23 protein-coding genes and 1 pseudogene are annotated in these 22430 nt (G+C 68.9%); 14 read left to right on the forward strand and 10 right to left on the reverse strand.

The genetic code is table 11. The features are described from left to right. Positions 1-172: 172 nt before the first annotated feature. The 4 genes from C4B68_RS25200 to C4B68_RS25215 are packed head-to-tail and all read left to right on the forward strand — an operon-like array spanning position 173 to position 3771. Complete coding sequence (locus C4B68_RS25200; RefSeq protein WP_099505317.1) at positions 173-973, forward strand: ABC transporter permease; 801 nt, start codon at positions 173-175, stop codon at positions 971-973. Between the two features lie 22 nt (positions 974-995). Then, complete coding sequence (locus C4B68_RS25205; protein ID WP_373682264.1) at positions 996-1859, forward strand: ABC transporter permease; 864 nt, start codon at positions 996-998, stop codon at positions 1857-1859. 26 nt (positions 1860-1885) lie between these two features. Next, positions 1886-2851, forward strand: a complete 966-nt coding sequence (locus C4B68_RS25210) for an ABC transporter ATP-binding protein (protein WP_099505338.1) — start codon at positions 1886-1888, stop codon at positions 2849-2851. 53 nt (positions 2852-2904) lie between these two features. Continuing rightward, entirely contained in the window at positions 2905-3771 is an 867-nt protein-coding gene (locus C4B68_RS25215; RefSeq protein ID WP_099505318.1) for a DUF1707 SHOCT-like domain-containing protein, read from the forward strand. 147 nt (positions 3772-3918) lie between these two features. Here the strand turns inward: C4B68_RS25215 and C4B68_RS25220 are convergent, their stop codons facing one another. Then, positions 3919-5256 carry an SGNH/GDSL hydrolase family protein gene (locus C4B68_RS25220; RefSeq protein WP_240634462.1) on the reverse strand — a complete coding sequence of 446 codons (1338 nt, stop codon included), beginning with the start codon at positions 5254-5256 and terminating at the stop codon, positions 3919-3921. 268 nt (positions 5257-5524) lie between these two features. Between C4B68_RS25220 and C4B68_RS25225 the strand changes: the two genes are divergently transcribed. The 3 genes from C4B68_RS25225 to C4B68_RS25235 all read left to right on the forward strand — a co-directional run bounded on the left by C4B68_RS25225 (position 5525) and on the right by C4B68_RS25235 (position 9272). Beyond that, positions 5525-6892: a DUF445 domain-containing protein gene (locus tag C4B68_RS25225; RefSeq protein ID WP_099505340.1), complete on the forward strand. Its 1368-nt coding sequence runs from the start codon at positions 5525-5527 to the stop codon at positions 6890-6892. A gap of 183 nt (positions 6893-7075) precedes the next feature. Further along, the gene (locus C4B68_RS25230; RefSeq protein ID WP_099505319.1) at positions 7076-8587 is read left to right on the forward strand and encodes an MFS transporter; all 1512 of its coding nucleotides are present in this window, start codon (positions 7076-7078) and stop codon (positions 8585-8587) included. Positions 8588-8861: 274 nt separating this feature from the next. Further along, positions 8862-9272 (forward strand): hypothetical protein, encoded by a 411-nt coding sequence (locus C4B68_RS25235; RefSeq protein ID WP_306511521.1) that lies wholly within the window; start codon positions 8862-8864, stop codon positions 9270-9272. Positions 9273-9314: 42 nt separating this feature from the next. Here C4B68_RS25235 and C4B68_RS25240 read toward each other — a convergent pair whose 3' ends face one another. Together C4B68_RS25240 and C4B68_RS25245 are read right to left on the reverse strand one after the other, a co-directional pair. Beyond that, positions 9315-9824: a levansucrase gene (locus tag C4B68_RS25240; protein ID WP_099505320.1), complete on the reverse strand. Its 510-nt coding sequence runs from the start codon at positions 9822-9824 to the stop codon at positions 9315-9317. A 65-nt stretch (positions 9825-9889) separates the two neighbouring features. After that, complete coding sequence (locus C4B68_RS25245; RefSeq protein ID WP_099505321.1) at positions 9890-10339, reverse strand: hypothetical protein; 450 nt, start codon at positions 10337-10339, stop codon at positions 9890-9892. A gap of 221 nt (positions 10340-10560) precedes the next feature. On the opposite strand from C4B68_RS25245, the gene C4B68_RS25250 reads away from it, so the two are divergent. Continuing rightward, entirely contained in the window at positions 10561-11556 is a 996-nt protein-coding gene (locus C4B68_RS25250) for a GlxA family transcriptional regulator (RefSeq protein WP_099505322.1), read from the forward strand. Here C4B68_RS25250 and C4B68_RS25255 read toward each other — a convergent pair. The 3 genes from C4B68_RS25255 to C4B68_RS25265 all read right to left on the reverse strand — a co-directional run bounded on the left by C4B68_RS25255 (position 11499) and on the right by C4B68_RS25265 (position 12763). Next, positions 11499-11828 carry a MarR family winged helix-turn-helix transcriptional regulator gene (locus C4B68_RS25255; protein WP_306511522.1) on the reverse strand — a complete coding sequence of 110 codons (330 nt, stop codon included), beginning with the start codon at positions 11826-11828 and terminating at the stop codon, positions 11499-11501. The genes C4B68_RS25250 and C4B68_RS25255 overlap by 58 nt on opposite strands. 184 nt (positions 11829-12012) lie before the next feature. Continuing rightward, the gene (locus C4B68_RS25260) at positions 12013-12426 is read right to left on the reverse strand and encodes a transposase (RefSeq protein ID WP_167459161.1); all 414 of its coding nucleotides are present in this window, start codon (positions 12424-12426) and stop codon (positions 12013-12015) included. 34 nt (positions 12427-12460) lie between these two features. Continuing rightward, entirely contained in the window at positions 12461-12763 is a 303-nt protein-coding gene (locus tag C4B68_RS25265; RefSeq protein ID WP_099505324.1) for a hypothetical protein, read from the reverse strand. Between the two features lie 208 nt (positions 12764-12971). Here C4B68_RS25265 and C4B68_RS41410 point away from each other — a divergent pair, with 208 nt between their 5' ends. From C4B68_RS41410 to C4B68_RS25285, 5 genes and pseudogenes are all read left to right on the forward strand, one after another. Continuing rightward, on the forward strand, positions 12972-13517 hold the full coding sequence (locus C4B68_RS41410) for a hypothetical protein (protein ID WP_143674444.1): 546 nt from the start codon (positions 12972-12974) through the stop codon (positions 13515-13517). Between the two features lie 952 nt (positions 13518-14469). Continuing rightward, positions 14470-14832 (forward strand): DUF4442 domain-containing protein, encoded by a 363-nt coding sequence (locus C4B68_RS25270; protein ID WP_240634463.1) that lies wholly within the window; start codon positions 14470-14472, stop codon positions 14830-14832. 169 nt (positions 14833-15001) lie between these two features. Next, positions 15002-15622 (forward strand): hypothetical protein, encoded by a 621-nt coding sequence (locus C4B68_RS25275; RefSeq protein WP_240634464.1) that lies wholly within the window; start codon positions 15002-15004, stop codon positions 15620-15622. Between the two features lie 498 nt (positions 15623-16120). Further along, on the forward strand, positions 16121-16858 hold the full coding sequence (locus tag C4B68_RS25280; RefSeq protein ID WP_099505325.1) for an SAM-dependent methyltransferase: 738 nt from the start codon (positions 16121-16123) through the stop codon (positions 16856-16858). Positions 16859-16873: 15 nt separating this feature from the next. Then, positions 16874-17064 (forward strand): annotated as a pseudogene (locus C4B68_RS25285) (transposase); the annotation flags it as partial. A 164-nt stretch (positions 17065-17228) separates the two neighbouring features. On the opposite strand, the gene C4B68_RS25290 reads toward C4B68_RS25285, so the two are convergent. The 3 genes from C4B68_RS25290 to C4B68_RS25300 all read right to left on the reverse strand — a co-directional run bounded on the left by C4B68_RS25290 (position 17229) and on the right by C4B68_RS25300 (position 20180). After that, positions 17229-17525: a DUF6247 family protein gene (locus C4B68_RS25290; RefSeq protein ID WP_099505326.1), complete on the reverse strand. Its 297-nt coding sequence runs from the start codon at positions 17523-17525 to the stop codon at positions 17229-17231. A 239-nt stretch (positions 17526-17764) separates the two neighbouring features. Further along, entirely contained in the window at positions 17765-19111 is a 1347-nt protein-coding gene (locus C4B68_RS25295) for an HNH endonuclease signature motif containing protein (RefSeq protein WP_099505327.1), read from the reverse strand. Positions 19112-19685: 574 nt separating this feature from the next. Beyond that, positions 19686-20180, reverse strand: a complete 495-nt coding sequence (locus C4B68_RS25300; protein ID WP_099505344.1) for a hypothetical protein — start codon at positions 20178-20180, stop codon at positions 19686-19688. Between the two features lie 193 nt (positions 20181-20373). On the opposite strand from C4B68_RS25300, the gene C4B68_RS25305 reads away from it, so the two are divergent. Continuing rightward, the gene (locus C4B68_RS25305) at positions 20374-21651 is read left to right on the forward strand and encodes an NsdA family TPR-like regulatory protein (RefSeq protein WP_099505328.1); all 1278 of its coding nucleotides are present in this window, start codon (positions 20374-20376) and stop codon (positions 21649-21651) included. Here C4B68_RS25305 and C4B68_RS25310 read toward each other — a convergent pair. Then, a complete protein-coding gene (locus C4B68_RS25310; RefSeq protein WP_099505345.1) occupies positions 21632-22294 on the reverse strand; it encodes an HAD family hydrolase in 663 nt (220 codons plus the stop codon). The two genes, C4B68_RS25305 and C4B68_RS25310, sit on opposite strands and share 20 nt — an antisense overlap. Positions 22295-22430: the final 136 nt, after the last annotated feature.

Here is a 22430-nt window from a genome sequence, read left to right on the forward strand (position 1 = left end):
CGTTCCCGTGCGCCGTCGTACGCCTTGTGCGCCCCCTTGTTGAAGACTCTCGCACCAAGCGTTCCGTTCCCTGAGCCCGGCACGCGTCGCGCCCGGAAAATGCCTGGCGGGCCGCGTCAACCCGGGGCTAGGATCCTGCGCTTTGGCTCAACGAGGCGGAGAGGGACGTGTTGTGGGCACAGCGCGGTTGTACGCGGCCGTCGCGGTCGGCGGGTTCCGGCGCTACGCCACCTATCGGACCGCCACCGCGGCAGGCGTGTTCACCAACACCGTCTTCGGGCTGATCCTGGCGTACATCTTCATCGCCCTGTGGGACGAAAAACCGCATCTCGGCGGCTACGACCAGGCGCAGGCGCTCACCTATGTGTGGCTCGGCCAGGCGCTGCTCATGACGGTGGCGGTGCTGGGCGGCGGCTTCGAGGAGGAGCTGATCGAGAGAATCCGTACGGGTGACATCGCGATCGACCTGTACCGGCCCGCCGACCTCCAGCTGTGGTGGCTGGCCCAGGACGCGGGCCGGGCGCTGTTCCACCTCCTGGGGCGCGGGGTGGTCCCGCTCGCCTTCGGCGCGCTCGTCTTCGATCTGGCGCTGCCCGCCGACCTGTTGACCTGGCTCGCGTTCCTGGTCGCGATCCTCCTCGGGGTGGTCGTCAGCTTCGCGATCCGCTTCCTGGTGGCGCTGTCCGCGTTCTGGCTTCTCGACGGGGCGGGCGCGGCGCAGCTGGCCGGGATCGCGGGATTCTTCTGCTCGGGCCTGCTGCTGCCGCTGAACGTCTTCCCGGGGGCGCTCGGCGAGGTCGTACGCGCCCTGCCCTGGTCGTCGCTGATCCAGGCGCCCGTGGACGTGCTGCTCGGGACCGCCGACCCGCTGAGCACGTACGCCTTCCAGGCGGCCTGGGCCGTGGGGCTGCTCGCGGCCGGGCGGCTGATGCAGTCGGTGGCTACACGGAGGGTGGTGGTGCAGGGTGGGTAGCTCACGGAGCCCCGTCGATACGGTGGATGAGCGGGCGCGGGTGGCCTCCTGGCCCGAGGGCAAGCAGGGAGCGTACGCCCGCGTACGCGACGGCGTGCGCGCCTACCGCATGATCGCCGCCATGTGGATCCGCTCCACGACGGCCTACCGTGCCTCCTTCGCGATGACCACCTTCGGCAGCTTCGCGGCGACCGCGCTCGACTTCGTCGCGATCCTGCTGATGTTCTCGCAGGTCGACACGCTCGGCGGCTACAGCCTGCCCGAGGTCGCCTTCCTGTACGGCGCCGCGGGCACCGCCTTCGGGCTCGCCGACCTCGCGCTCGGCTCGATGGAGCGGCTCGGGCGCCGGGTGCGCGACGGCACGCTCGACACGCTCCTGGTGCGCCCCGCGCCGGTCCTCGCCCAGGTCGCCGCGGACCGCTTCGCGCTGCGCCGCCTGGGCCGGATCACCCAGGGGGTGCTGGTCCTCGGGTACGCCGTCGCCGTACTGGACCTCTCCTGGACCCCGCTGAAGCTGCTGATGATCCCGCTGATGCTGCTCAGCGGCGGCGCGATCTTCGGGGCCGTGTTCGTGGCGGGCGCGGCCTTCCAGTTCGTCGCGCAGGACGCCTCCGAGGTGCAGAACTCCTTTACGTACGGCGGCGGTACGCTCCTGCAGTACCCGCCGACCGTCTTCGCCAAGGACCTGCTGCGCGGGGTGACGTTCGTCTTCCCGATCGCCTTCGTCAACTGGCTGCCCGCGCTGTACGTGCTGGGTCGGCCCTATCCGCTCGACCTGCCGACGTGGGTCGCCTTCGCACCGCCGCTGGTGGCGGCGGGCTGCTGCACGCTGGCGGGTCTCGCCTGGCGTGCGGGGCTTCGGTCGTATCGCAGTACGGGGAGTTAGCCGACGTGGACACGGACCGTGACGTCATGGACAGTCATTTCATCGAGCTCGACGGCGTCGAGAAGGTCTTCGACGTGCGCAAGAAGACCGGTTTCCTGCGCCGTGAGCGGCGGCAGGTGCGGGCGGTGGACTCCATCTCCTTCACCGTGCCGCGCGGCGAGATGGTCGGCTACATCGGCCCTAACGGTGCCGGGAAGTCGACCACGATCAAGATACTGACCGGCATCCTCACGCCCAGCGGCGGCCGGCTGCGCGTCGCGGGCATCGACCCGTCCCGCGAACGCACCCGGCTCGCACAGCGCATCGGGGTGGTGTTCGGGCAGCGTACGACCCTGTGGTGGGACCTCCCGCTGATCGACTCCTACCGGCTGATGCACCGCATGTACCGGATCCCGGACGGGCGTTACCGCGAGAACCTCGACCGCTGTGTCGAACTTCTCGAACTCGATGACCTGTTGGACGTCCCCGTGCGCCAGCTCTCCCTGGGGCAGCGGATGCGCGGCGACATCGCGGCCGCGCTGCTGCACGACCCCGAGGTGCTCTATCTCGACGAGCCGACGATCGGGCTCGACGTGATCAGCAAGGCGCGGGTCCGTGAATTCCTGAAGGACCTGAACGCCGAGCGCGGTACGACGGTGCTGCTCACCACGCACGATCTGAAGGACATCGAGCACCTGTGCAAGCGGGTGATGGTCATCGACCACGGGCGGCTGGTGTACGACGGTCCGCTGACCGGGCTGCACGAGGTGGGGGAGAGCGAGCGGACCCTGGTCGTGGACCTGGAGCGGGAGCTACCGCCGATCGAGGTGGAGTCGGCGCGGGTGGTGCGGGTGGAGGGGCCGCGGCAGTGGCTGGCCTTCCCCGCGGACCGGTCGGCGGCTCCGCTCGTGGCGCGGATCGCGGCGCAGTACCCGCTGCTGGACCTCTCGGTGCGGGAGCCGGACATCGAGGCCGTCATCGCCGCGATGTACGCCGAGAAAGCGGTGTCGTAGCCAAGTGGCGGGCCGCATAGCCCGGGCGGCGGGGACCTCGTAGGCTGCTGTACATGACCGACGAACTCCCGGAGCTGCGCGCCTCCGACGCCGATCGTGAACGAGTCGCCGAACAGTTGAGAGACGCCCTCGCGGAGGGCCGCCTCGACATGGAGGAGTTCGAGGAGCGGTTGGAGGCGACGTACAAGGCACGCACGTACGGCGAGCTGACGCCCGTCACCCGCGATCTGCCGGGCGCGGCGGCGGTGGCTCCTGTCTCCATGGTCAAGCAGCCTGCGGAGAGCGGGAGTTGGGCGTCGCGCATCGTCGGCGGCGAGGGGTCGTCCTCGTGGGGTGTCGCGATCATGGCCGGGTTCCAGCGCAAGGGGCGCTGGACGGTGCCGAAGCGGTTCAACTCCTTCGCGTTCTGGGGCGGCGGCGAGATCGACCTGCGCGAGGCGAACTTCGCGGACCGCGAGGTCGTCATCAACTGCGTCGCCATCATGGGCGGCATGAACATCGTCGTTCCGCCCGGCGTCGAGGTCGTCGTCCGCGGCTTCGGCATCATGGGCGGCTTCGACCAGCGCGAGGACGGGCAGCCCGGGGAGCCAGGCGCCCCCCGCGTGATCGTCACGGGCTTCGCCTTCTGGGGCGGCGTCGGCGTCGAACGCAAACTGACCCGCGCCCAGCGCCTCCGCATCAAGGAGGAGCGCCGCCAGGAGAAGCTCGAACGGAAGGCGGCGCGAGGGGAGTTGGAGGGCTCGCGGGGCGACGACGTCGACGGCCGTGACCACTTGCCCGACGTCCACGAGATGATCCGCGACCACCACGACATGATCCGCGAGCGCCACGAGGAGCGCCGGGAACGGCACGAGGAGCGGCGCGAGCGGCAGAGGGAGCGCCGGGAGGAGCGGCACAGGCGCCGCGACGGCGACTACTGACTTGCCGCGGTGGGGCTCGCCGTGACTTCTCGCGGCGGCGCACACAGTGACCTTCCGCGGCGCCGCCCACGGTGACCTTCCGCGGCGGCGCCCACGGTGACCTCCCGCGGCGGCGCCCATCGCGACTCCCGCCTTTCCGGCCGGCTGTTACAGCTCGGCCGGAGCCGCCCCCTTCAGATCCTCGAGGTCGAAGACCTCGGCCATCCGCTTGTACCCCTTGTCACTGGGGTGCAGATGATCCCCCGAGTCGTAGTCCGACCGGAAACGGCGCGGGTTGTACGGATCCCGAAGCGCCGCATCGAAGTCGACCACGGCGTCGAACACCTTCCCGTCCCGGATCTCCGCGTTGATGGCCTGCCGTACGGCCTCCCGGGCACCGGTGTACCCCCGGTGTCCCTGAAACGGCATCAGGGTCGCTCCCACGACGCGCAGTCCACGGGCGTGCGCCTGTTGCACCAGCTTCCGCAGCCCATTGGTGATCGTCGAGGGGGCGACCTGGTTCGGGTTGCGCAGGATGTCGTTGACGCCGAGGTCGAGGACGACGGCCTTGACGTTCGTACGGCCGAGGACGTCACGGCCGAAGCGCGACAGCCCGCTCGGGTTCTCGGCGGGCCGGCCCAGACCGGCTGCCAGGATCTGATTCCCGCTGATCCCCTGGTTGACGACGCTGTAGCGCGGCACGTCGTCCGACCCGGCCGCGGCGCGCAGCCGCTCCGAAAGGACGTCGGTCCAACGGTGGTTGGCCCCGATCGTGGACGTGATCCCGTCGGTGAGCGAGTCGCCGATGACGACGACGGTGCCCACCGATTCGTCGCTCAGCACGTCGAGCGCGGTCAGATAGCGCCAGTGCTCGGTCTGCGTGGTGTACGCCAGGCCGCTCACGTCCTCCGTGAGGTCGCCCTCGGCGACGTACGAGATCTGGCGCGCGCGGGGGTGGATGGTGACCGGGCCGGACGGTGTGGGCGAGTACGTGGTCACGAGGACGTCCGAGCCGTACGGGATCCGCACGCGTACGGCGTCGCTCATCACCTGCTCTCCGGCCGGGATGATGACCGAGGTGTTGCCGCCGAAGGTGAGGCGGCGCATGGTGTCGGCCGCGGCGGCGGGGTTGTTCACGGTCACGGCGACGGCGATCGACGCGTGCGTGATGCTCAGCGGCTGCTGCCCGTAGAGGTTGGACAGCGTGACGCGGGCCTGCGTTCCGCTCGCTCTCGCGTGCACGACGTTGCGCACGGAGCGGCCGGCCATGCCGTTCGTCTCGGTGTTCGGCTCGCCTCCGTAGGGGGAGGCCGACCAGGCGCCGACCCAGGTGCCGGTGGAGGCGGGGGCGGCCGAGTTGTGCGGTGTGCGGCCGCCGGCGAGATGGTTCTGGTCTCTGCCGCCCTGGTCGGCCGAGACGCCGACGTATATGGCGGTGGACAGGGCCACGATCACGGCGATGATCGCGGCCAGCATGGCGCCGTGCCTTGCGGGGGCTGCGGACATTGGCTGCTCCGCAGCGGGCCCCGCACCCCCGGCGTGACGCATGGTCATGCGGTGCGTGTCTCCTCGAGCGATGGGAGCCCGAGGCTCCGATGTGATGACCCCATGATGCGTCATGGGTTGGAGGAGCAGTGACAGCACCCCTAACGGGTCCTCGTGGCCTATTCCCCGTCCGAACAGACGCCGGGAACTCCTGATCCGTTCCAGGAGTCGGTCAGGAAGGGACAATGTGTACGGAGCGCACAGCGGGGTCACCGAACGGGTGGAGTGGATGGAACGCACGAAGTGGGATGAAACAAGCGACGTAGAGCGGGATACCCGGCAGGGCGCCGCCGCGAACCTCGCGGCGACCGCCCCCGGTCCGCACAGCCGGGCGATGACGGCCTTCAGCCCCGCCGACGAGGAGAAGCGCCGCGGTGTCCGCCGTATGAAGGCGACGGCGACCGGTCTGCTGCTCTTCGTCGCACTGGTGTATGTCCTCGCCAAGTGGGGGGCCCACGAGGGCGCCGGCCCTTGGGCGGGCTATGTCGCCGCGGCCGCCGAGGCGGGCATGGTCGGCGCGTTGGCCGACTGGTTCGCGGTCACGGCCCTCTTCCGCCGCCCGCTCGGCCTGCCCATCCCGCACACCGCGATCATCCCCACCAAGAAGGACCAGCTGGGCATCTCGCTGGGCGAGTTCGTCGGGGAGAACTTCCTCTCCGAGGAGGTCGTACGACAGCGGCTGCGCGCCGTCGGCATCGGCAGCCGGCTGGGCGCCTGGCTCGCCGAACCGGAGCACGCGGACCGCGTGACGGCCGAGCTGGCCGCCGCCCTGCGGGGCGCCCTGACGGTGCTGCGCGACTCCGACGTGCAGGCGGTGGTCGGGGAGGCGATCACGCGTCGCGCGGACGCCCAGGAGATCGCGCCCGGCATAGGCAAGATGCTGGAGAAGATCGTCGCGGACGGCGGCCACAAGCGGGTCGTCGACCTGATCGTCGCGCGTGCGCACGACTGGCTCGTGCTGCACGACGACGAGATCTTGGACGCGGTGCAGGGCGGCGCCCCCGGCTGGACCCCCCGCTACGTCGACAGGAAGGTCGGCGAGCGCGTGTACAAGGAGCTGCTCCGCTTCGTCACCGAGATGCGCGACGCCCCCTCCCACCCGGCCCGCGGCGCCCTCGACCGCTTCCTCACCGACTTCGCGGGCGACCTCCAGTCCGACACCGACACACGCGCCCGCGTCGAGCGGCTGAAGGTCGATGTCCTCGGCCGCGGCGAGGTCCAGGAGCTGATCGCCTCCGCCTGGACGGCCGTACGGTCGATGATCGTGGCGGCCGCCGAGGACGAGCGCAGCGAGCTGCGGCTGCGCGTACGGGCCTCGCTGCTGTCCCTGGGGGCCCGGATGGCGCAGGACCCCAAGCTCCAGGCCAAGGTCGACAGCTGGGTCGAGGGCGCGGCGGTGTACGTCGTGACGACGTACCGCAAGGAGATCACCTCCCTCATCACGGACACCGTCGCGGGCTGGGACGCCGAGCACACGACCCGGAAGATCGAGGCGCACATCGGCCGCGACCTGCAGTTCATCCGGATCAACGGCACGGTGGTGGGCTCGCTGGCCGGACTGCTGATCTACGTCGTGTCGCGGGCGTTCGGCGCGTAGCCGCCCCCGGCGGCGGGAGGCCGGGGCCTGGTTGCTCCGGGTGGGGGAACGCTGGGCGGCCGGCTGCTCCTGGTGGGGGAACGCCGGAAGGCTGGTTGCTCCCGGTGGGGGAACGCTGAGGGCCTGCCCTCTCCCTGCGGGGAAACCCGGGCAGGGTCCGGTTCGCTCAAGGGAGACGTGTCCATGGCCGCAGCAGCCTCGCCGGAGTCCGTACCCGCCGCCACCGGAACCGTCACGACGGACGTACCCGCCCGTCTGGACCGGCTGCCGTGGTCCCGCTGGCACTGGATGATCGTGATCGGCCTGGGAACCGTCTGGATCCTGGACGGTCTGGAGGTCACCACGGTCGGCAATATCGCCGGCCGGCTCTCCGAGGAGGGCAGCGGACTGCCGATCTCCTCGGCCCAGGTCACCGGTACCGCGGCGGCGCTCTATGTGGCGGGTGCCTGTGCGGGTGCCCTCTTCTTCGGCTGGCTGACCGACCGCTACGGCCGCAAAAGACTCTTCATGGTGACCCTCGCCGTCTACCTCTCGGCGACGGCGCTGACCGCGCTGTCCTTCGACACCTGGTGGTTCTTCACCTTCCGGTTCCTCACCGGCTTCGGCATCGGCGGTGAGTACGCGGCCATCAACTCGGCGATCGACGAGCTCATCCCCGCCCAGTACCGCGGCCGGGTCGACCTGATCATCAACGGCAGTTACTGGCTGGGCGCGGTCGGCGGCGCGCTGCTGTCGATCGTCATGCTGAACACGGACATCTTCCCCAAGGACCTCGGCTGGCGGCTCACCTTCGCCCTCGGAGTGCTCCTCGGACTGGTGATCCTGCTGGTCAGGCGCCAAGTGCCGGAGAGCCCGCGATGGCAGTTCATTCATGGGCGGGGTGAGGAGGCGGAAGGCCTCGTCGCGTCCGTCGAGCGGGAGATCGAGCAGGAGAAGGGCGAGCCCCTGCCGCCCCCGGCGGGCGAGATCACCATCCAGCAGCGCAAGAGCATCGGCTTCGGGCTCATCGCCAGGACCGTCTTCGGGCGCTATCCGAAACGGGCCGTGCTCGGCCTCGCCCTCTTCATCGGCCAGGCCTTCCTCTACAACGCGATCACCTTCGGCTTCGGCGCCATCCTCACCACGTTCTTCGACGTGCCCACCGACGGCACCGGTTACTACTTCGCCGTCATCGCCGCCGGCAACTTCCTCGGCCCCCTGCTGCTCGGCAAGCTCTTCGACACGGTCGGCCGCCGGGTGATGATCTCCTCGACCTATCTGATCTCGGGTGTGCTGCTCTTCGGCACCGCGTGGCTCTTCGACCGGGGTTCGCTGAGCGCGGTGACGATGACGGCCTGCTGGTGCGTCGTGCTGTTCTTCGCGTCGGCGGGCGCCTCCAGCGCGTACCTGACCGTCTCGGAGGTCTTCCCGATGGAGACCCGGGCGATGGCCATCGCCTTCTTCTACGCGCTCGGAACCGCCGCCGGCGGCATCAGCGGGCCGCTGATCTTCGCCGACCTCACCTCGTCCGGTGTGGTCGGCGACACGGTGCTCGCCTTCCAGATCGGCGCGGGCCTGATGTGCGCGGCGGGCCTGGTCGCCGTGTTCCTCGCGGTGAACGCCGAGCGACGGTCCCTGGAGGACATCGCGACGCCACTGTCGGTGGCGCCGGGCGGGGCGGCCGCGTCGTCGGCGTCGTCCTCGTCGGCGGGGTGACGGCGGGGGCGGCTGGGGCGGTTGGGGATTGCTGGGGATTGCTGGGGATGGGGAGCGGCTGGGACTGCGGGCGGCTGGGGGGCGGCGCCCGGCGGCGCTTCGGGCACGGCTGTGTACCGGGCTGTGTACGTGGCTGAGTACGCGGAGCTGAGTATGTGGACCTGAGTACGCGTACTCTGTCGGTCCGCCGCCCGGGCGGGAACCCTCGTACGCATGACCGAGAAGCTGCTCCGCCCCTTGCGAACGCGCTTGGCCGGAACGCTGGCTGACCCGCGTGCTCGGCGCCGCCCTCTCCGCGACGGCGTACCTCCTCTGTCTCCCCTGGGACCTGCGCAACCGCCCCGAGACAGAGGACTCGACCCTTGAGACGACCCCGCTGACCGGCGTCGGCGTCGTCCTCCTCGCCGTCGCGCTGCTGCTCCTGGCCGCCTACTTCGGCCACCGGGACGCGCTGGCCTGGCCGTTGCTGCTGGTGGCGGCACCGCCGGCGGCGTTGCTGTACGTATCCCTGCGCACACACCCCGGGCCACCGGACGGGTTCGCGGACGCGTGGCCCTTGGCGTGGGCATTCTTCACGCTGCTGGCGGCGGCCGGGGTGCTCGTCGTGACAGCCGTGGTACGGCAGTTCAGGGCGGACTGGGCGGACTGGGCGGACGAGGACCTCATGCCGGCCCACCGCTGGTGACGTGCGGGGTAGGGGCGGGAGGGGGCCGCCGCCCCTGGGGGCTCACTGACCGTAGAAGTACCGCGAACCCTTCTCGATGAAGTACGAGGCGTAGACGCGCCCGAGGGCCGGCTTGCCGCGGTACATCCCCACGTAGTTGCGCGCGCTGTCGACCACGACCGGCCGGGTCATGCAGGCGAACTTGATGCGCTGCTGCTCCTCGGCCCACCGTACGGCGGCCGGATCGGCCCGGTCGCTGACCAGCACGGGAAAGGCGCCGACTCCGTTCTGCATGCCGACGGGGAGGCCGCCCTTGGTGTCCTTGGCGTACTTCATGACCTGGTCGGTGAAGGCCGAGATGGTGGGGACGGTTATCTCCGGGACCGCCGCGGCCACCGTGAACAGGTGCAGCCTGGTCGCCATCCAGCGCATCCGGAAGTCGGCCCGCCGCCCCACCAGGACGGGCACCCCGGCCCAGTCCTCCCATCGCGTGGCACATCCGTCGGCCGTCAACTGGCGCTCCACGAAGGCCAGGTAGTTCCCCGGCGCGGACTGCTGTTGCTGTGCGTACATGGGCTGGATCCTAAGCCCCGCATTCGGGAGGAGCCCTGTTCCGGGAGGAGCCCCGTCCCGGGACGCTAGGCCCCAGTGGTGGAGCCCGGGCGAACGATCATGAGGATGGTGACGGTGGCCCAGAGGAGGTTGAAGATCCCGGTGAACATGGCGAGTTGAACGGTGGCCGCGTGGTCTCCCGTCCCCTCCAGGATCGCGCTCTGCCGGGGCAGCACGAGCGCGGCGAGGACCACGGCCGCGAGCGCGGTCAGCGCGATCGAGACGATCAGCCAGGTGTCTCCGAGCACACCCATGGTGCTCGCCGTGGCGAACCCGAAGACGGGGACGACGACACCGATCGTGGCGTACACCCGGCAGATGCGGTGCAGCAGCCGGGTGGTCGCGAGGGCGTCCGCATCGTCCGCTGCGGCGAGGACCTTGCGCGCGGTGGGCGGGAACATGCTCGCGGCGACCGTGACCGGCCCGATGGCGACGATCGCGGCGATGACGTGGACGGCGAGGAGGAACTTGGTCACGGGGTGACGGTAGGGGGAGCCGCGGATCTTGCAGAAGTGGCGGTTTTGCCAGGGGGCAACGGATTCTCGCCACTGGTCTCGCCACTGGTCTCGCCACGGTTCTCGCTGCTGGTCTCTTTGGGCGGGTGGCCATATGGCGTCACCGGGATGTCTTGGAGGCACCGGGACTTGGAAGCGGCTGACGGGCTGACCGTAACCCGTCGCACCCCTACCCTCTAGCCATGCACACCGTGGCCGTACTGGCGCTCGACCAGGTCATCCCGTTCGACCTCTCCGCCCCGATCGACACCTTCGGCTGGGCCCGGCTGCCGGACGGCCGGGCGGCGTACCGGATCCGGGTCTGTTCGGCCTCGGCGGACGAGGAGGTGAACGCGGGCCCGTTCGCGCTGCGCGCCCCGTACGGCCTGGAGGCGCTGGCCGGGGCCGACACGATCATCCTGCCCGGCGTCGCCGATCCGACCGTCCCGCTCCCGCCGGGCGTCGCGGAGGCGGTGCGCGCGGCGGCCGCGAACGGCACCCGGATCGCCTCGATCTGCGTCGGCGCCTTCGTCTTCGCCGCCACCGGCCTGCTGGACGGGCTGCGCGCGACCACCCACTGGATCGCGGCCCAGGACCTGGCGGCCATGTACCCGGCCGTGACCGTCGACCCGAACGTCCTCTACGTCGACAACGGCCAGTTCCTGACGTCGGCGGGCGCGGCGGCGGCCATGGACATGTGCCTGCACATGATCCGCAAGGACCATGGTTCGGCGGTGGCCGCGCATACCGCGCGGATGTCCGTCATGCCCCTCGAACGAGAGGGCGGCCAGGCCCAGTTCATCGTCCACGACCAGCCACCGGTACCGGCCGGGACCACCATGGAGCCCCTCCTCGCCTGGCTGGAGGAGAACGCGGCCGACGACCTGACCCTGGAGGACATCGCCACCCACGCCGGCATGAGCACCCGTACGCTCAACCGCCGCTTCCGCGAACAGACCGGCACGACGCCCCTCCAGTGGCTGCACCGGGCGCGGGTGCGGCGCGCCCAATACCTCCTGGAGACCACCACGTATCCGGTCGAACGCATCGCGACCCAGGCGGGCTTCGGCTCACCGACGGCGTTCCGGGAGCGGTTCAAGCGGGTGGTGGGGACGAGTCCGTATGCGTATCGGCGGGCGTTTCAGGGTTCCGGAGGGGAATCGGCGGCGGCTTCGGGTCCGGCCGCGGCAGCCTCGTAGGCGCGCAGGGTGTCGATGACCAGCTGCCGCTGATCGGGGGTCAGCGGTTCCAGCGCACGGCGCCAGGAGGTGGCTCCGCGCGACAACCACGCTGAGATGGACGGCCGTTTGGCATCGGTGATGCTCACGATGCGGCGCCGCCGGTCGGTCGGATCCTCCCGCCGTTCCAGGATTCCCTTCCCGCTCAGCTCGCCGACCATGAGGCTGACGGTCGTGGGCGCGACCTCCAGGCGGGCGGCCAGGGGCCGGTTGGCGACGTGATCATAGGTCAAGATTCGGGGCGCCGTAAGGCCCTGCCAGCCGAGCGAGGAGGAGTCAACAACGGGCGGTCACAGGTGAGTTGCTGCGCTCGGCGAGGCGGAACGCGCTCTTCAGCGGCTGGTGGATGCGGTGGCCGAGGTGCTGGCCGAGCCGCCTTCCGCAGTCGCCGAGCCGGCGCAGAGCGCGCTGGCGCGGTCACTGGTGCCGCGACGGGCCGCGCAGCTTCTCGGCCGCCCAGCCGACCAGGCTGCCGGCATAGCCGCCGTCCGCCCACACCAGGCGGATGGAGAAAATCATCGCGCGCAGCCGCTCAGGCAGGGGCACGGCGGCGTCCGGGTCCTGCACGCTCGCCGCGGTCACCGCGACGGCCAGGACCAAGCCGAGGCAGTCCACCACCAGGTGCCGCTTGCGTCCGCCCACCTTCGTCCCGCCGTCCCGGCCGGACGTCGAACGCGGGATGTTCGCCGCTGCCCGCACCGACTGCGAGTCCACGATCGCGGCCGTCGGGTCCACCGCGCGGCCCGCCTTCTCCCGGACGCGGTCGCACAGCCGGTCGTGAAGCTCGGCGAGCAGCCCCGTCACCTGCCAGCGGCGGGCAAAGGCATGCACCCGCCGTATCGGCGCCCGCTGCCGCTGCCGCCCCTCAGCCCCGGCGGTCGGCCACCGCCCAGGAGGCGAGCGCGACGGCTCCCGCGACGCCGAACACGGCGGGCCAGGCGCCCACCTTCTTGGCCAGCGGGTGGGACCCGGCGAAGGCGGCGACGTACGCGGCGGACAGGACCCCGGCGGCCTTTCCTCCGGCCCGCTGCTTCCACTGCTGCGCGGCCGCGGCCCCGGCGGCGGCGAGTACGACGCCGCCCAGCTGCCGCTTCTTGGTCCAGCGGGCCACGCCGTACCCACCGATGAGCCCACTGGCGGCCACCGCCGCGGACGGAACCTTCGCCATCACTGCCTCCCGCTGCTGCGTCTGTTCTGTTGGTGAGTGTGTCGAATGATCCGAGGCTAACGCGGGGCAGGGCAGGGCCGATCACCGCCCGCCGCGAATCAAATGTGGCGGTGTGGAGTCGAGTGGGCCAAGTCGAGCGGCGTGGTGCAGCTGTCGTGCCAGCATGAGTCGCCGTGATCAAGACGCAGAGGGTTGCCGAGGAGCCAGCGTGAGCCACAAGGTCGGACGGGCGATACCCCTGGCGGCTCTGGCGCTGCTGACCGGGTGCGCGGGATTTGTGGGGGACACCCATATCTGCACCCTGAGGGACGCACCCTCAGGGTTCCGGGTCGAGGTCGACCCGGAACTGGCGAACAGGGTGGCCGACGCGACCCTCACGGCCTGCTGGGACGGCATATGCCGGCAGCGCACGCTCCAGCTTCGGGAGACCTGGTCGGAAGAACCGCCAGAACCGCTGACCCCGGGGAACCCGGTGATGACCACGGAATCCCCGACTGCCACAGAAAACCCGGCAGTCAGCCCCCCTCAAACCCCCGAGCCCTTTATCTGGCCTGGCTTCGCGGTGGTAGATGACCTCCCAGGAAAGCCCATACACGTCACGCTGGTGTTCACGAACCAGCAGGGCGCCACCGTGCTCGACCGCCCCATCAGTGTCACGCCGCAACTCATCTATCCCAACGGCCGCAACTGCTCGCCGGGCGGCCACCAGGCACACCTGACGGTCACGGGAGACGGTTCACTGATCCCGCGCTGACCTGCGCTCCACAACGGATGTGGGCCGGCGAGGCGTTGGGGCCTTGGGGCCGCCCGCGACTCCGGGGCCGGTCATCGGATGGCCCCAGCGGTCAGGGCGCTTCACTAGCAAGGGTGCCGACGGACGGCTTCACGCACCCCGGTCAACAAGTCCTCGCACCCCGTCCGTTCGCCGCAAACGCCTCGCTCGAGCAGCCTGGGTGGCGGCCTGGGGGGCGGACTGGAAGACGTCATGGCCCGCACACGCAGAGAACCCCGCCCCTGGCAGACCAGGGACGGGGTCCTTTCAGAGCGCCGGGCAGGCCTTGCACCTGCATTTCCCCGCAGGAAGCGGGGCGTCTTTCCTTGGACCACCAACGCATCGCGTGTCACCCGCACTTGGGTGCCGCGCTCAAGATCGACTGTACCGCACCGAAGGCTTCGCACACAAGATCACGGGCGGCCCATGCGCCGCGACTCAGCCCAGGACGCCCGCCGTTCGCGAACGCCCTCGACGGTGGCCCAACCCCCCTGCCGCGACACCACCTTCGTCCGAGCGGATTGCGGCGCCGGTCGTGTCGGCGCCGCACCCCTGGGAGGCCTTGTCAGTCGAAGAGTCCTTCCACAACCTCTTCTAGGACCTCGCCGCCGACCTCTTCGGCCGTCTCCTCCGCGATCTCCTCGATGATCTCCCCGAAGATGTCGTCCATATGCCGATTCCCTTCTCGTCGTCCTGGCGGACCCACGGCACGCGTGCGGTGGCAGCGGGCTCTTGATCGCCCGTTCAACGTGTTGTCCTGGAGGGGAGTTCCCAGAGCGCCTCGGCAACTCGCCGGTGTCCGGAGCGCGTTCGCGCCGCTCTGGCATCACGCGGGGCTGCTCCCGGCTATCAGCGGCACTCGGTCGGCCCCTGTCTGGTCGGATGACGCCCGCTGGTGGGAAGATGACCAGCATGACGATCACCAGAAAGGCCTATGCCGCGTAAACGGCCCGGCCGCGTCCGTGCCGAGCTTCCGCGCCGGCCTCGGACGCACGACGACATCACGACCATCCACGGTCTGTCCGCAGCAGCACTTGCTGAAGTTCGACGGATCGAGCATCAGAAGCAGCGCCTGTGGCCCGGCTCGATCGGGGAAGCCATGGTGCGCTGGAGAAGCTTCGTCCACCAGCCGAATCGACGCCTGTGGGACTACGACAGCGGCGGCTGCACAGAGTGGGCCTGTTGCGGCGACCCATGGCAGGCCCGCGAGTATCTCGAAACAGTGATGCTGGCGATGTCCCGACGGCGAGCGCGCGAACTCCGCAGCCTCGTCGAGGCTCTCGACAGGTGCTACTGAGATGACCTCGGCCAGCACCTCTACGAGATCCGGGGAGAGCCGCCGCGGCCATCTCGCGGGTCTCGTTGCCGACGGCGGTCTCCTCCAGAATGTCCGCATGACAGTTCAAGAAGTAGCCAGAGCCCTACCTGCCATTGAGTCTCTGAAGAGTCTTTGCCGCTCGCTGGCCATGGCGGAGGCGATCCTGAACCCCGACGGCGAGCGCTACTTCTCGTTCAACTCCACCTGGTCGGAGACCGAGGAACTGGCCTCGATGCGCAACGGCTCCGGCGACGAGTACGACATAGTCTTCGCCCCCACCGGCGCGTACATCCGCGGCTTCGACCACGAGTCCCCCCTAACCCCGTACCGCCACCACGACGTCCCGGAACCGTGGCCGGGCGTCCTGGACTCGGTACCAAAGATCTTCCAGCACTACGTCCAGGAACCGGCGTTCGTGGACGAGCAGGGAACTCCCGTGGTGACGGTATGCCTGTGGCGAGAGCTGGAGGACGACACCTGGAAGGCGGGGGAGATCGCCTTCCCCGAAGGACACGAGGACCCCGACGGCTCGAACTACCTCTTCGAGCTCCTGCTGTCCCCGACCCCCGAGGCCTACCACTCCTTCGCAGAGGACTACTACGAGAGGACGATCGACATCGAGGCCGTACGCGACCTGTACGCCCTACGCCCTCTCGACGCTTCGCTGATCACGAGGCTCAACGCGTCGGCGTCGATCAAGGACGCCATCGAAGCGGCCGAGGAAATCGGCTACCCGATGGCCGACGGTCGACTGCCACACACAGCCTGAGTACCTGAGCACGAGCACTGCACCCAGGTGTGAATCAGGGCCCTCCCCGCCCTGTCCTGCGACGCTGCAAGGTCGAGACCTGCACCTCCGACGCACTCCAGTCCTGGCCCGGCTGACCCCCGCCTGACCACCGACCCTGCCCCCAAGGTCCGCATGACGGCCGCCGAACTGGCAGGCAATTCGCTCACTCCGAGCCCACGGCCGTCACAGCCCTCCAACGCACACCTCAAAGACCCGAGCCCCGCCGTCCGCAAGGTCACGAGCAGGTACGCCCCGGGAGTCACGGCCTACCGCAGGACGACGCCGCGCAAGGCACCCGATAGCCTCCTGCCCGCCTTCGACACGACGGCGGGCGAACGGGGAGCTCCCCCTCCACCCGTGGCCCCGCCCCAGCCTGAGCAATGGTCAATACCTGCGGATCGGTGGCTGCCTGCGCAGCGTCCCGCCTCTGGAAGAAAAGCAGGTGCGTGCAGTCTCTGGCCGTGTCAGGCTCCGGCGGTGAACCGTGAAGAGATCTCTCGGCTTGCCCATGCGGATCATCCGATTGCGGCCCCGCTCGACGACGACTCGGTGCGCCGACTACTGGAACGTGCCATCCCACGCGGCGACGAGCGCGTACTCGACCTCGGCTGTGGCGGCGGAGAGTGGCTCCTGCGTGCCCTGACCATGCATCCGCAGTTGCGGGCCGAGGGCGTCGATATCTCTGAGAGCTCGTTGGCGCATGCTCGTAAGGCCGGGCGCATCCTCGGCGTTCACGAGCGCCTCGTCCTCCACCACGAGGACGCCGCAGGCTTCGCCGCCTCCCACGCGTTCGACCTGGTGTTCAGCGTCGGGGCCACGCACGCCTTCGGTGGCCTGCTGGCCACCCTGACGGCGGCACGCAAGCACCTGGCTCCCGGGGGACGCGTCCTGATCGGTGACGGATTCTGGGCGAGCGAGCCCTCCCCCGAGGCCGTTGAGATGTTCGGGGACGTCATCGACCTGCCGACCACTATGGACCGCGTCATTGCTGATGGGTGGACACCCGTTTACGGGCACATCAGCACACGCCAGGAGCTTGACGACTACGAGTGGGCCTGGACGGGGTCGCTGGCCGCATGGGCTTTGGACCACCCCGCCGATCCGGACAGTTCCCATGCGCTCGGCGTAGCCACTACCCACCGCAACGAATGGCTGCGCGTCTACCGGGACGTCTTGGGGTTCGTCTGCCTGATCGTGCGCCCAACGTCCGACTGAACTGGTCTCGACTGGCCCACCGCCCAGGCGGTCCGTTTCGACCTGGACACGTCGCCGACATGCTCGGCCCACACTTCCCCATGGTCAAGCAGATGCTGATCGAGGCCAAGGACGACCTGACCGCCTTCGCCGGCTTCCCGGACCGACACTGGAAGAAGATCCAGCCCACCAACCCGCTGGAACGGATCAACCGCGAGATCAAGCGCCCGCACCGACATCTCTGGGGACAGCATGGACCAGATCTACGCCTAGCAGCACCCCGAGCCGAGGCACCTGCTCCAGCTCCTGCCGCAGTACCTCCAGGGCCTGCTCGGCGCCGAGCCCTTTCGCCCGCTGGGCGGCTACGTGGTCACAACCGCGATCACACCGCTCACTGGTCCTGGTTCTCCTGCTTCAGACGTGCCGTGAGGTCAATGCCTTCCTGCACTGCGATGTCGAAGCCGGGGTCCTGGTAGAGGCGGATCCTGCCGCGGTAGTCGACGATCACCGCAGCCACCGCGTTCAGGTCTGTCGCCGACGATGTCTCCAGCGCCCGCTGAAGATCCGCTTCGAAGGACTCCCGGTCGCCGGGGAAACCGTGCCCGGAACGTAGGGCAGCTCGAATATCGCCGATGGTCCTCAGCGGCAATGACGCATGAACCGGTGTTTCCGAGTGTTGAGCGCTCACGATCGTGCTCCTCGATGTCCTGTGTTCTACGGGGTGTGCCCTACAAGTGGTCATCCTGCGCGTGCCTGCTCCAGGACGGCTGGTTCTTGAAAGCCCGCACGAAGGAGCGCCAGGCCTCGCCGCCGCCCACAGTGATCACGGCCTCTTTCGCGCTCTTAGGGACGCGCACGAGAGCCCTGCATTCGTCCAGCGCACACTTCACGCATCGCTGATCAGGCGGCGAATGGCAACCACACCCCTCACTCCCGATAGACGGGCGGCGCATTGCTGTACGTGTGCCCCGTCGGGCTGGTCCAACGGGCAATCCCCGTACGCGGATCCCGCGCCACCTTCCATCCCGGATGGTGTGTCTTCAGCCGATGATGGCGCCGACACAACGGCTGCAGATTCTCCGGAACCGTCAGCCCGCCCGCCTCGGGACGCTCGTGATCAAACGGTCGTACGTGATCGACATCGCAACGATGGGCAGGCATACGGCAACTGGGAAACGCGCAGTACTGATCGCGGGCAATCACCTGCCGCTCGGCATCGGCCGTCGGCCTGTAGGTCGTCGGATCGGCCTTCACGAGCAGCCCGCTGCCAGGATCCGTGATGAGCCGCCGCCAGATGGTCCCCGGCGCAAACGCGATCTCACGGGCCTGCCCCGCAGTGATCGGCCCGTACCCCTTCAGGTCAGCGGGCCCGTCATCGGCGCCGACCAGAACATCGAGGGGCACGGTGACCTGTACGACGGCGGAAGCCCGCCCACGCGCCGGAACGCCACAATCCGCCACCGCACCAGCCCGATTGACGACAAGGTCGTACAACGCATCGGCACGCTTCTGCGCCAGGGTCCGCCCGTCGTTGTCGAAGGTGGCCGCGTGCGCATCGACGGCCTGCTCCATCTGCGCAGCCTGCTGAGCAGGCAACACGGCGCCGAACAGAGCCATCCCGTCGTCTTGTGGATAGCAGACCGTCTCCCGATCCTGCTTCCGCCGCCGATGACGCTCCTCAGCTCCGTCCGGATCGGCCTTGTGGATCTGCCTACGCAGCGCGGCCCGTGTCTGTCCCACAGCCAGTGCCGGCATCTTCGTGAGCATGACGGCCTCAACCTGCCCGGCCGTCGCCGGCTCAAGGACCGCACACAACTCCGTCATCGCCTGTGCCTGCAGATAGGAGATGTCCCCGCTCTTGAGCAGCGCCAGAGTCGCCGGATACCGCGAGCACAACTGCTGGGCCACAACGAGCCTCCGCGAACCGGTGTCACTGGCCAGCCGCAACGCACAAGCGACTTCATCACTCGTGGAGTCCCACTCCCGCAACTGCCGAGTATCGAAGTCCTCACCAACAGAAGCAGCATCCGACCCGGACTCCACATACTCCCCAATGGCCGCCAACAACTCGACCTGCAGCCCCTGCAGCCAAGCGATGTGCCGCTCGAACGCGCCCAGGGCATCAATCCGCCCTCGCGCCGAAAGCCCCTCACCAGCCAACTCGACCAGCAGCCCCACGGTCTCCACCGAAGGCGCGCACTCCCGCAATTCGGCGACCCACTCATCCGTCACCCCGGACGGCACATCAACCTCGGACTCCACCGCAACAGCCATCGCGCTCACCCCCGTCCCCCATGAGAGCGCCGAACCTCACCCATCACTCAGCGGTCCGACTCCCCCATTATCGCTCACGGAGAGTGATACGCCCAGCTCAATGCCGCATTTCAACCATCCGAATGATCTATCCCGGAACGGGGAACTCCACCCCAACCGTCTCCCTCCGGAGGCTGGCCAACCCCGGACCGTCAGCCGCCAAGCCCCGGCCACGCAACCGACAGGTGACCGCGCCTACCCACGAGCCGACTGCCGCCAAGCCAACCCGGCGTGCGCGGACAGCCGAGCGCGTCTCCGATGCCGCAAACCCCCGACACCCGGCAGCGTCGAGAAGCACCCATCCCGCTTCCCCCGCCGCCCCCCTTCGGGCCGCCCGGCCAAGAGCACCCCGCGGTGGAGGGGTGAGAGTCAAGAGTGAAGCGAAGCGGAATCGGCGCAGCCGACGCCCGAAGGGCGCTCTTGACGCTCACTCCGGAACCGCCACACTGGGGGAATCCGGGCGGCCTTGGGTACCCGGTAAGCGAAGTCCAGCCGCTACCCGCTTCTACGGCGCGACAGCTTCGCTGCCGCGTAGTCACAACTCCGCGGACTGAACGAGCCGCCGTCGGCCGGCCTCAACCAAGGCGGCCACAGCTTCTGGTGTGCACAGATCGCCGGGATACCGCGGCGCCACCACCCAGTACGTGCCGGGTGGCTTACGGCGGTCAAGACGCGGAACCCCTAGGTAGATGCCCTGCCCAAGGCAGGGCGCGATCTCGTCGTGGCCCCAGATGAGACAGGAACTCCACTGGATCAGGGCGTAGTACGTCACACCGACGACTCGACGGTCAAAGACGACGGGGCCACCGAGTAACTCGTCGAGAACCGCAGCCACTTTGACCAAGTCGTCAGAATCCACCGCAGCGTGGACGACATCCACGGTCATCCGGACCGCGGCGAACCGCTTCCCGAGAGGCAGCAACGCGACGCCGTACGAGGCCCATTCCGCCCATACCTGAGACGGCACGGGGTGCTCCCTTGTGAGCCACTCTGCAACTGCCTTCTCCGGTGCTTGCTGCGCTGCGTCCATGGCGTACACCTCTCGTCATCAGTGGTCGGCTGGTGAGGGTTAGCTTGCACGCATCCCTCATCCCATTCGAGGACTTCAAAGGGCCTTCAATGGGACATTGGAAGGGCTTTTTTGGCGCCTATGGGCGACGAGGGGCTGTACATCGGACTTAGTGTGGGCAGGCAGCGCAGTCTCTTCGAGGAGGTGCCTATTCATGTCCCGTCCCACAGGCAACGTCCGATTGAAGGCAGCTCGCGTGGCCGCGGGCTTCAATTCCCAACAGGACTTGGCCGATGCCCTGTCCAAAGCCGCCAAACAGATCGGCATTCGCGGGTTGTCGATCGGCGTACGTCAGGTCCGGCGCTGGGAGTCGGACAGTCCTCCGTGGCCGCAACCGGACTGCCAGCGCGTACTGGCCCACTTGCTGGGCCAGAGCCTGGAGTCGCTCGGCTTTACCCCTCCTTGGGGGTCCGATGGCACGCAGCCCGACAGCATCCGCCGCGCCCTCGTGGCAGGCGGTGCGGCTGCCGTCGGGCTCGCGGCCGTACCTGGTCATGCTGTCGCTATGGCGCAGCAACCAGCCACCGTGGGGTCGGACTTCGAGGCTGTGACGCGGTCGCACCGTCGGCTCTACTGGTCCGTCGCTCCCGCCAAGCTCCATCCTGCCGTACTCGCCCACGCGACACTGGGATGCGCACTGCTACCGGAGACGACGGGTTCCACTCGTCGGACAGTCGCCACCGCGCTTGCCGAGTCGTACCTCCTAGCCGGGCGAATCGACTTCTTCGACCGCCGTGAACCGAGCAACGCGAGCGACACACTTCTGTTGGCTCTCCAAGCTGCGGGCGAAGCCGACGACCCGCTGCTCGGCTCGGCGATCATCGCTCACATGGCGTTCCTCCCGGGCTGGGCGGGCGACCACGAAGCGGCGCTGGAGCGAGTGACCGCGGCACGCACGTATGCCCGCCGCGCACCCGCCTCCGCCGAGTTCATTGCCTGGCTCGACGCCGTCGAAGCGGAGTGTGAGACGCGGTGCGGCAACACTCGTACCGCGCTGCACCTGATCGGACACGCCGAGGATGTCCTCGCCACCGGTAACGAGCATCCCTCGCCTGTGTGGATGGACTGGTTCTCCCCGGCCCGATTGGCGGCGTTCAAGGGCAACACGCAGCTGATCGCCGGACACCTTCCTCAAGCACGCGCCACCTTGCTGGGCGTACTCGACGACATGCCGACGACGGAGGACAAACAGCGCAGCGTCGTGCTCGGCGACCTGGCCGCTGTCGAGGCCGCTTCCGGGAACCCGAAGCAAGCGTGTGAGTACGCGGGGAGGGCGCTCGATCAACTGGCCCTTACGTGGTACGCCACGGGCATGGACCGTGTCCGCGAGGTGCGACGTGCCCTCGCGCCGCACCAGCACGAGCGCTGCGTACGAGATCTCGACGACCGACTCTATGGGTGGTCGACGACCGTCAGCGCCCTGAGCCGTTGAAGTCAATGATGAGCCCGGACAGTTCGAGGAGGCTGCCGACACGAAAGGTCGGCAGCTCCCGAGCCTCGGGGGAGCTCCACTGAATCGTGGCCCACGGACCGCGGCGTACGAGCGCGGTATGCATCCCGGCCTCGATGGCAGGTCGGATGTCGTTGTCGCAGCGGTCCCCGACGTAGAGGATCTCGTCGCTCCTGAAGGGCACCGCGTCGGCGACGCGCTTGAAGAACTCCGGGTCGGGCTTACTGGCACCCCAGTCGTCCGACGTGCCGATCAGATCGACGTCATCGGAGAAGAGCGACCGGAGGACGCGTCCAGCTCGCACTGTCTGATTTCCCGCGATTCCGAGCCACAGCCCATCGGCCCGCAGCTCGGTGAGAGCCGGCCGGACGTCCTCATATAGGTCGTCCTCTCCAAACGTCTCAGCCTGCCCGGCAGCAGCCCGCTTCTCGCGCTCCTCATAGAGATCGAAGCCCGGCCGGAACTCCTGAAACGTCTCGCGGTAGTCCCGGCCTTGGGCAATGACAGCGCCGAACATCGCGTGAAACGTCTGCCGAGGCACGCCCAGCCAGTCGGCCCAAGTCCCGTACTCACGGGTCTCGTCCACCAGACATTCACCGACGTCGAAGACCACTGCGCGAATCATGGGAGTCAGGGTAACGAGCGTCACCACGGGCCGTCGCCGACATCACCGACCTCCTGCATTGACTCCGGGAACATGGTCGTGGCGCGGTCGAGGTGCTCGACCGAGCTCAGACGCACTTCGAGGCGGAGACCCGAGG

Source organism: Streptomyces dengpaensis, from assembly GCF_002946835.1.
GTDB classification, from domain to species: Bacteria; Actinomycetota; Actinomycetes; order Streptomycetales; family Streptomycetaceae; genus Streptomyces; species Streptomyces dengpaensis.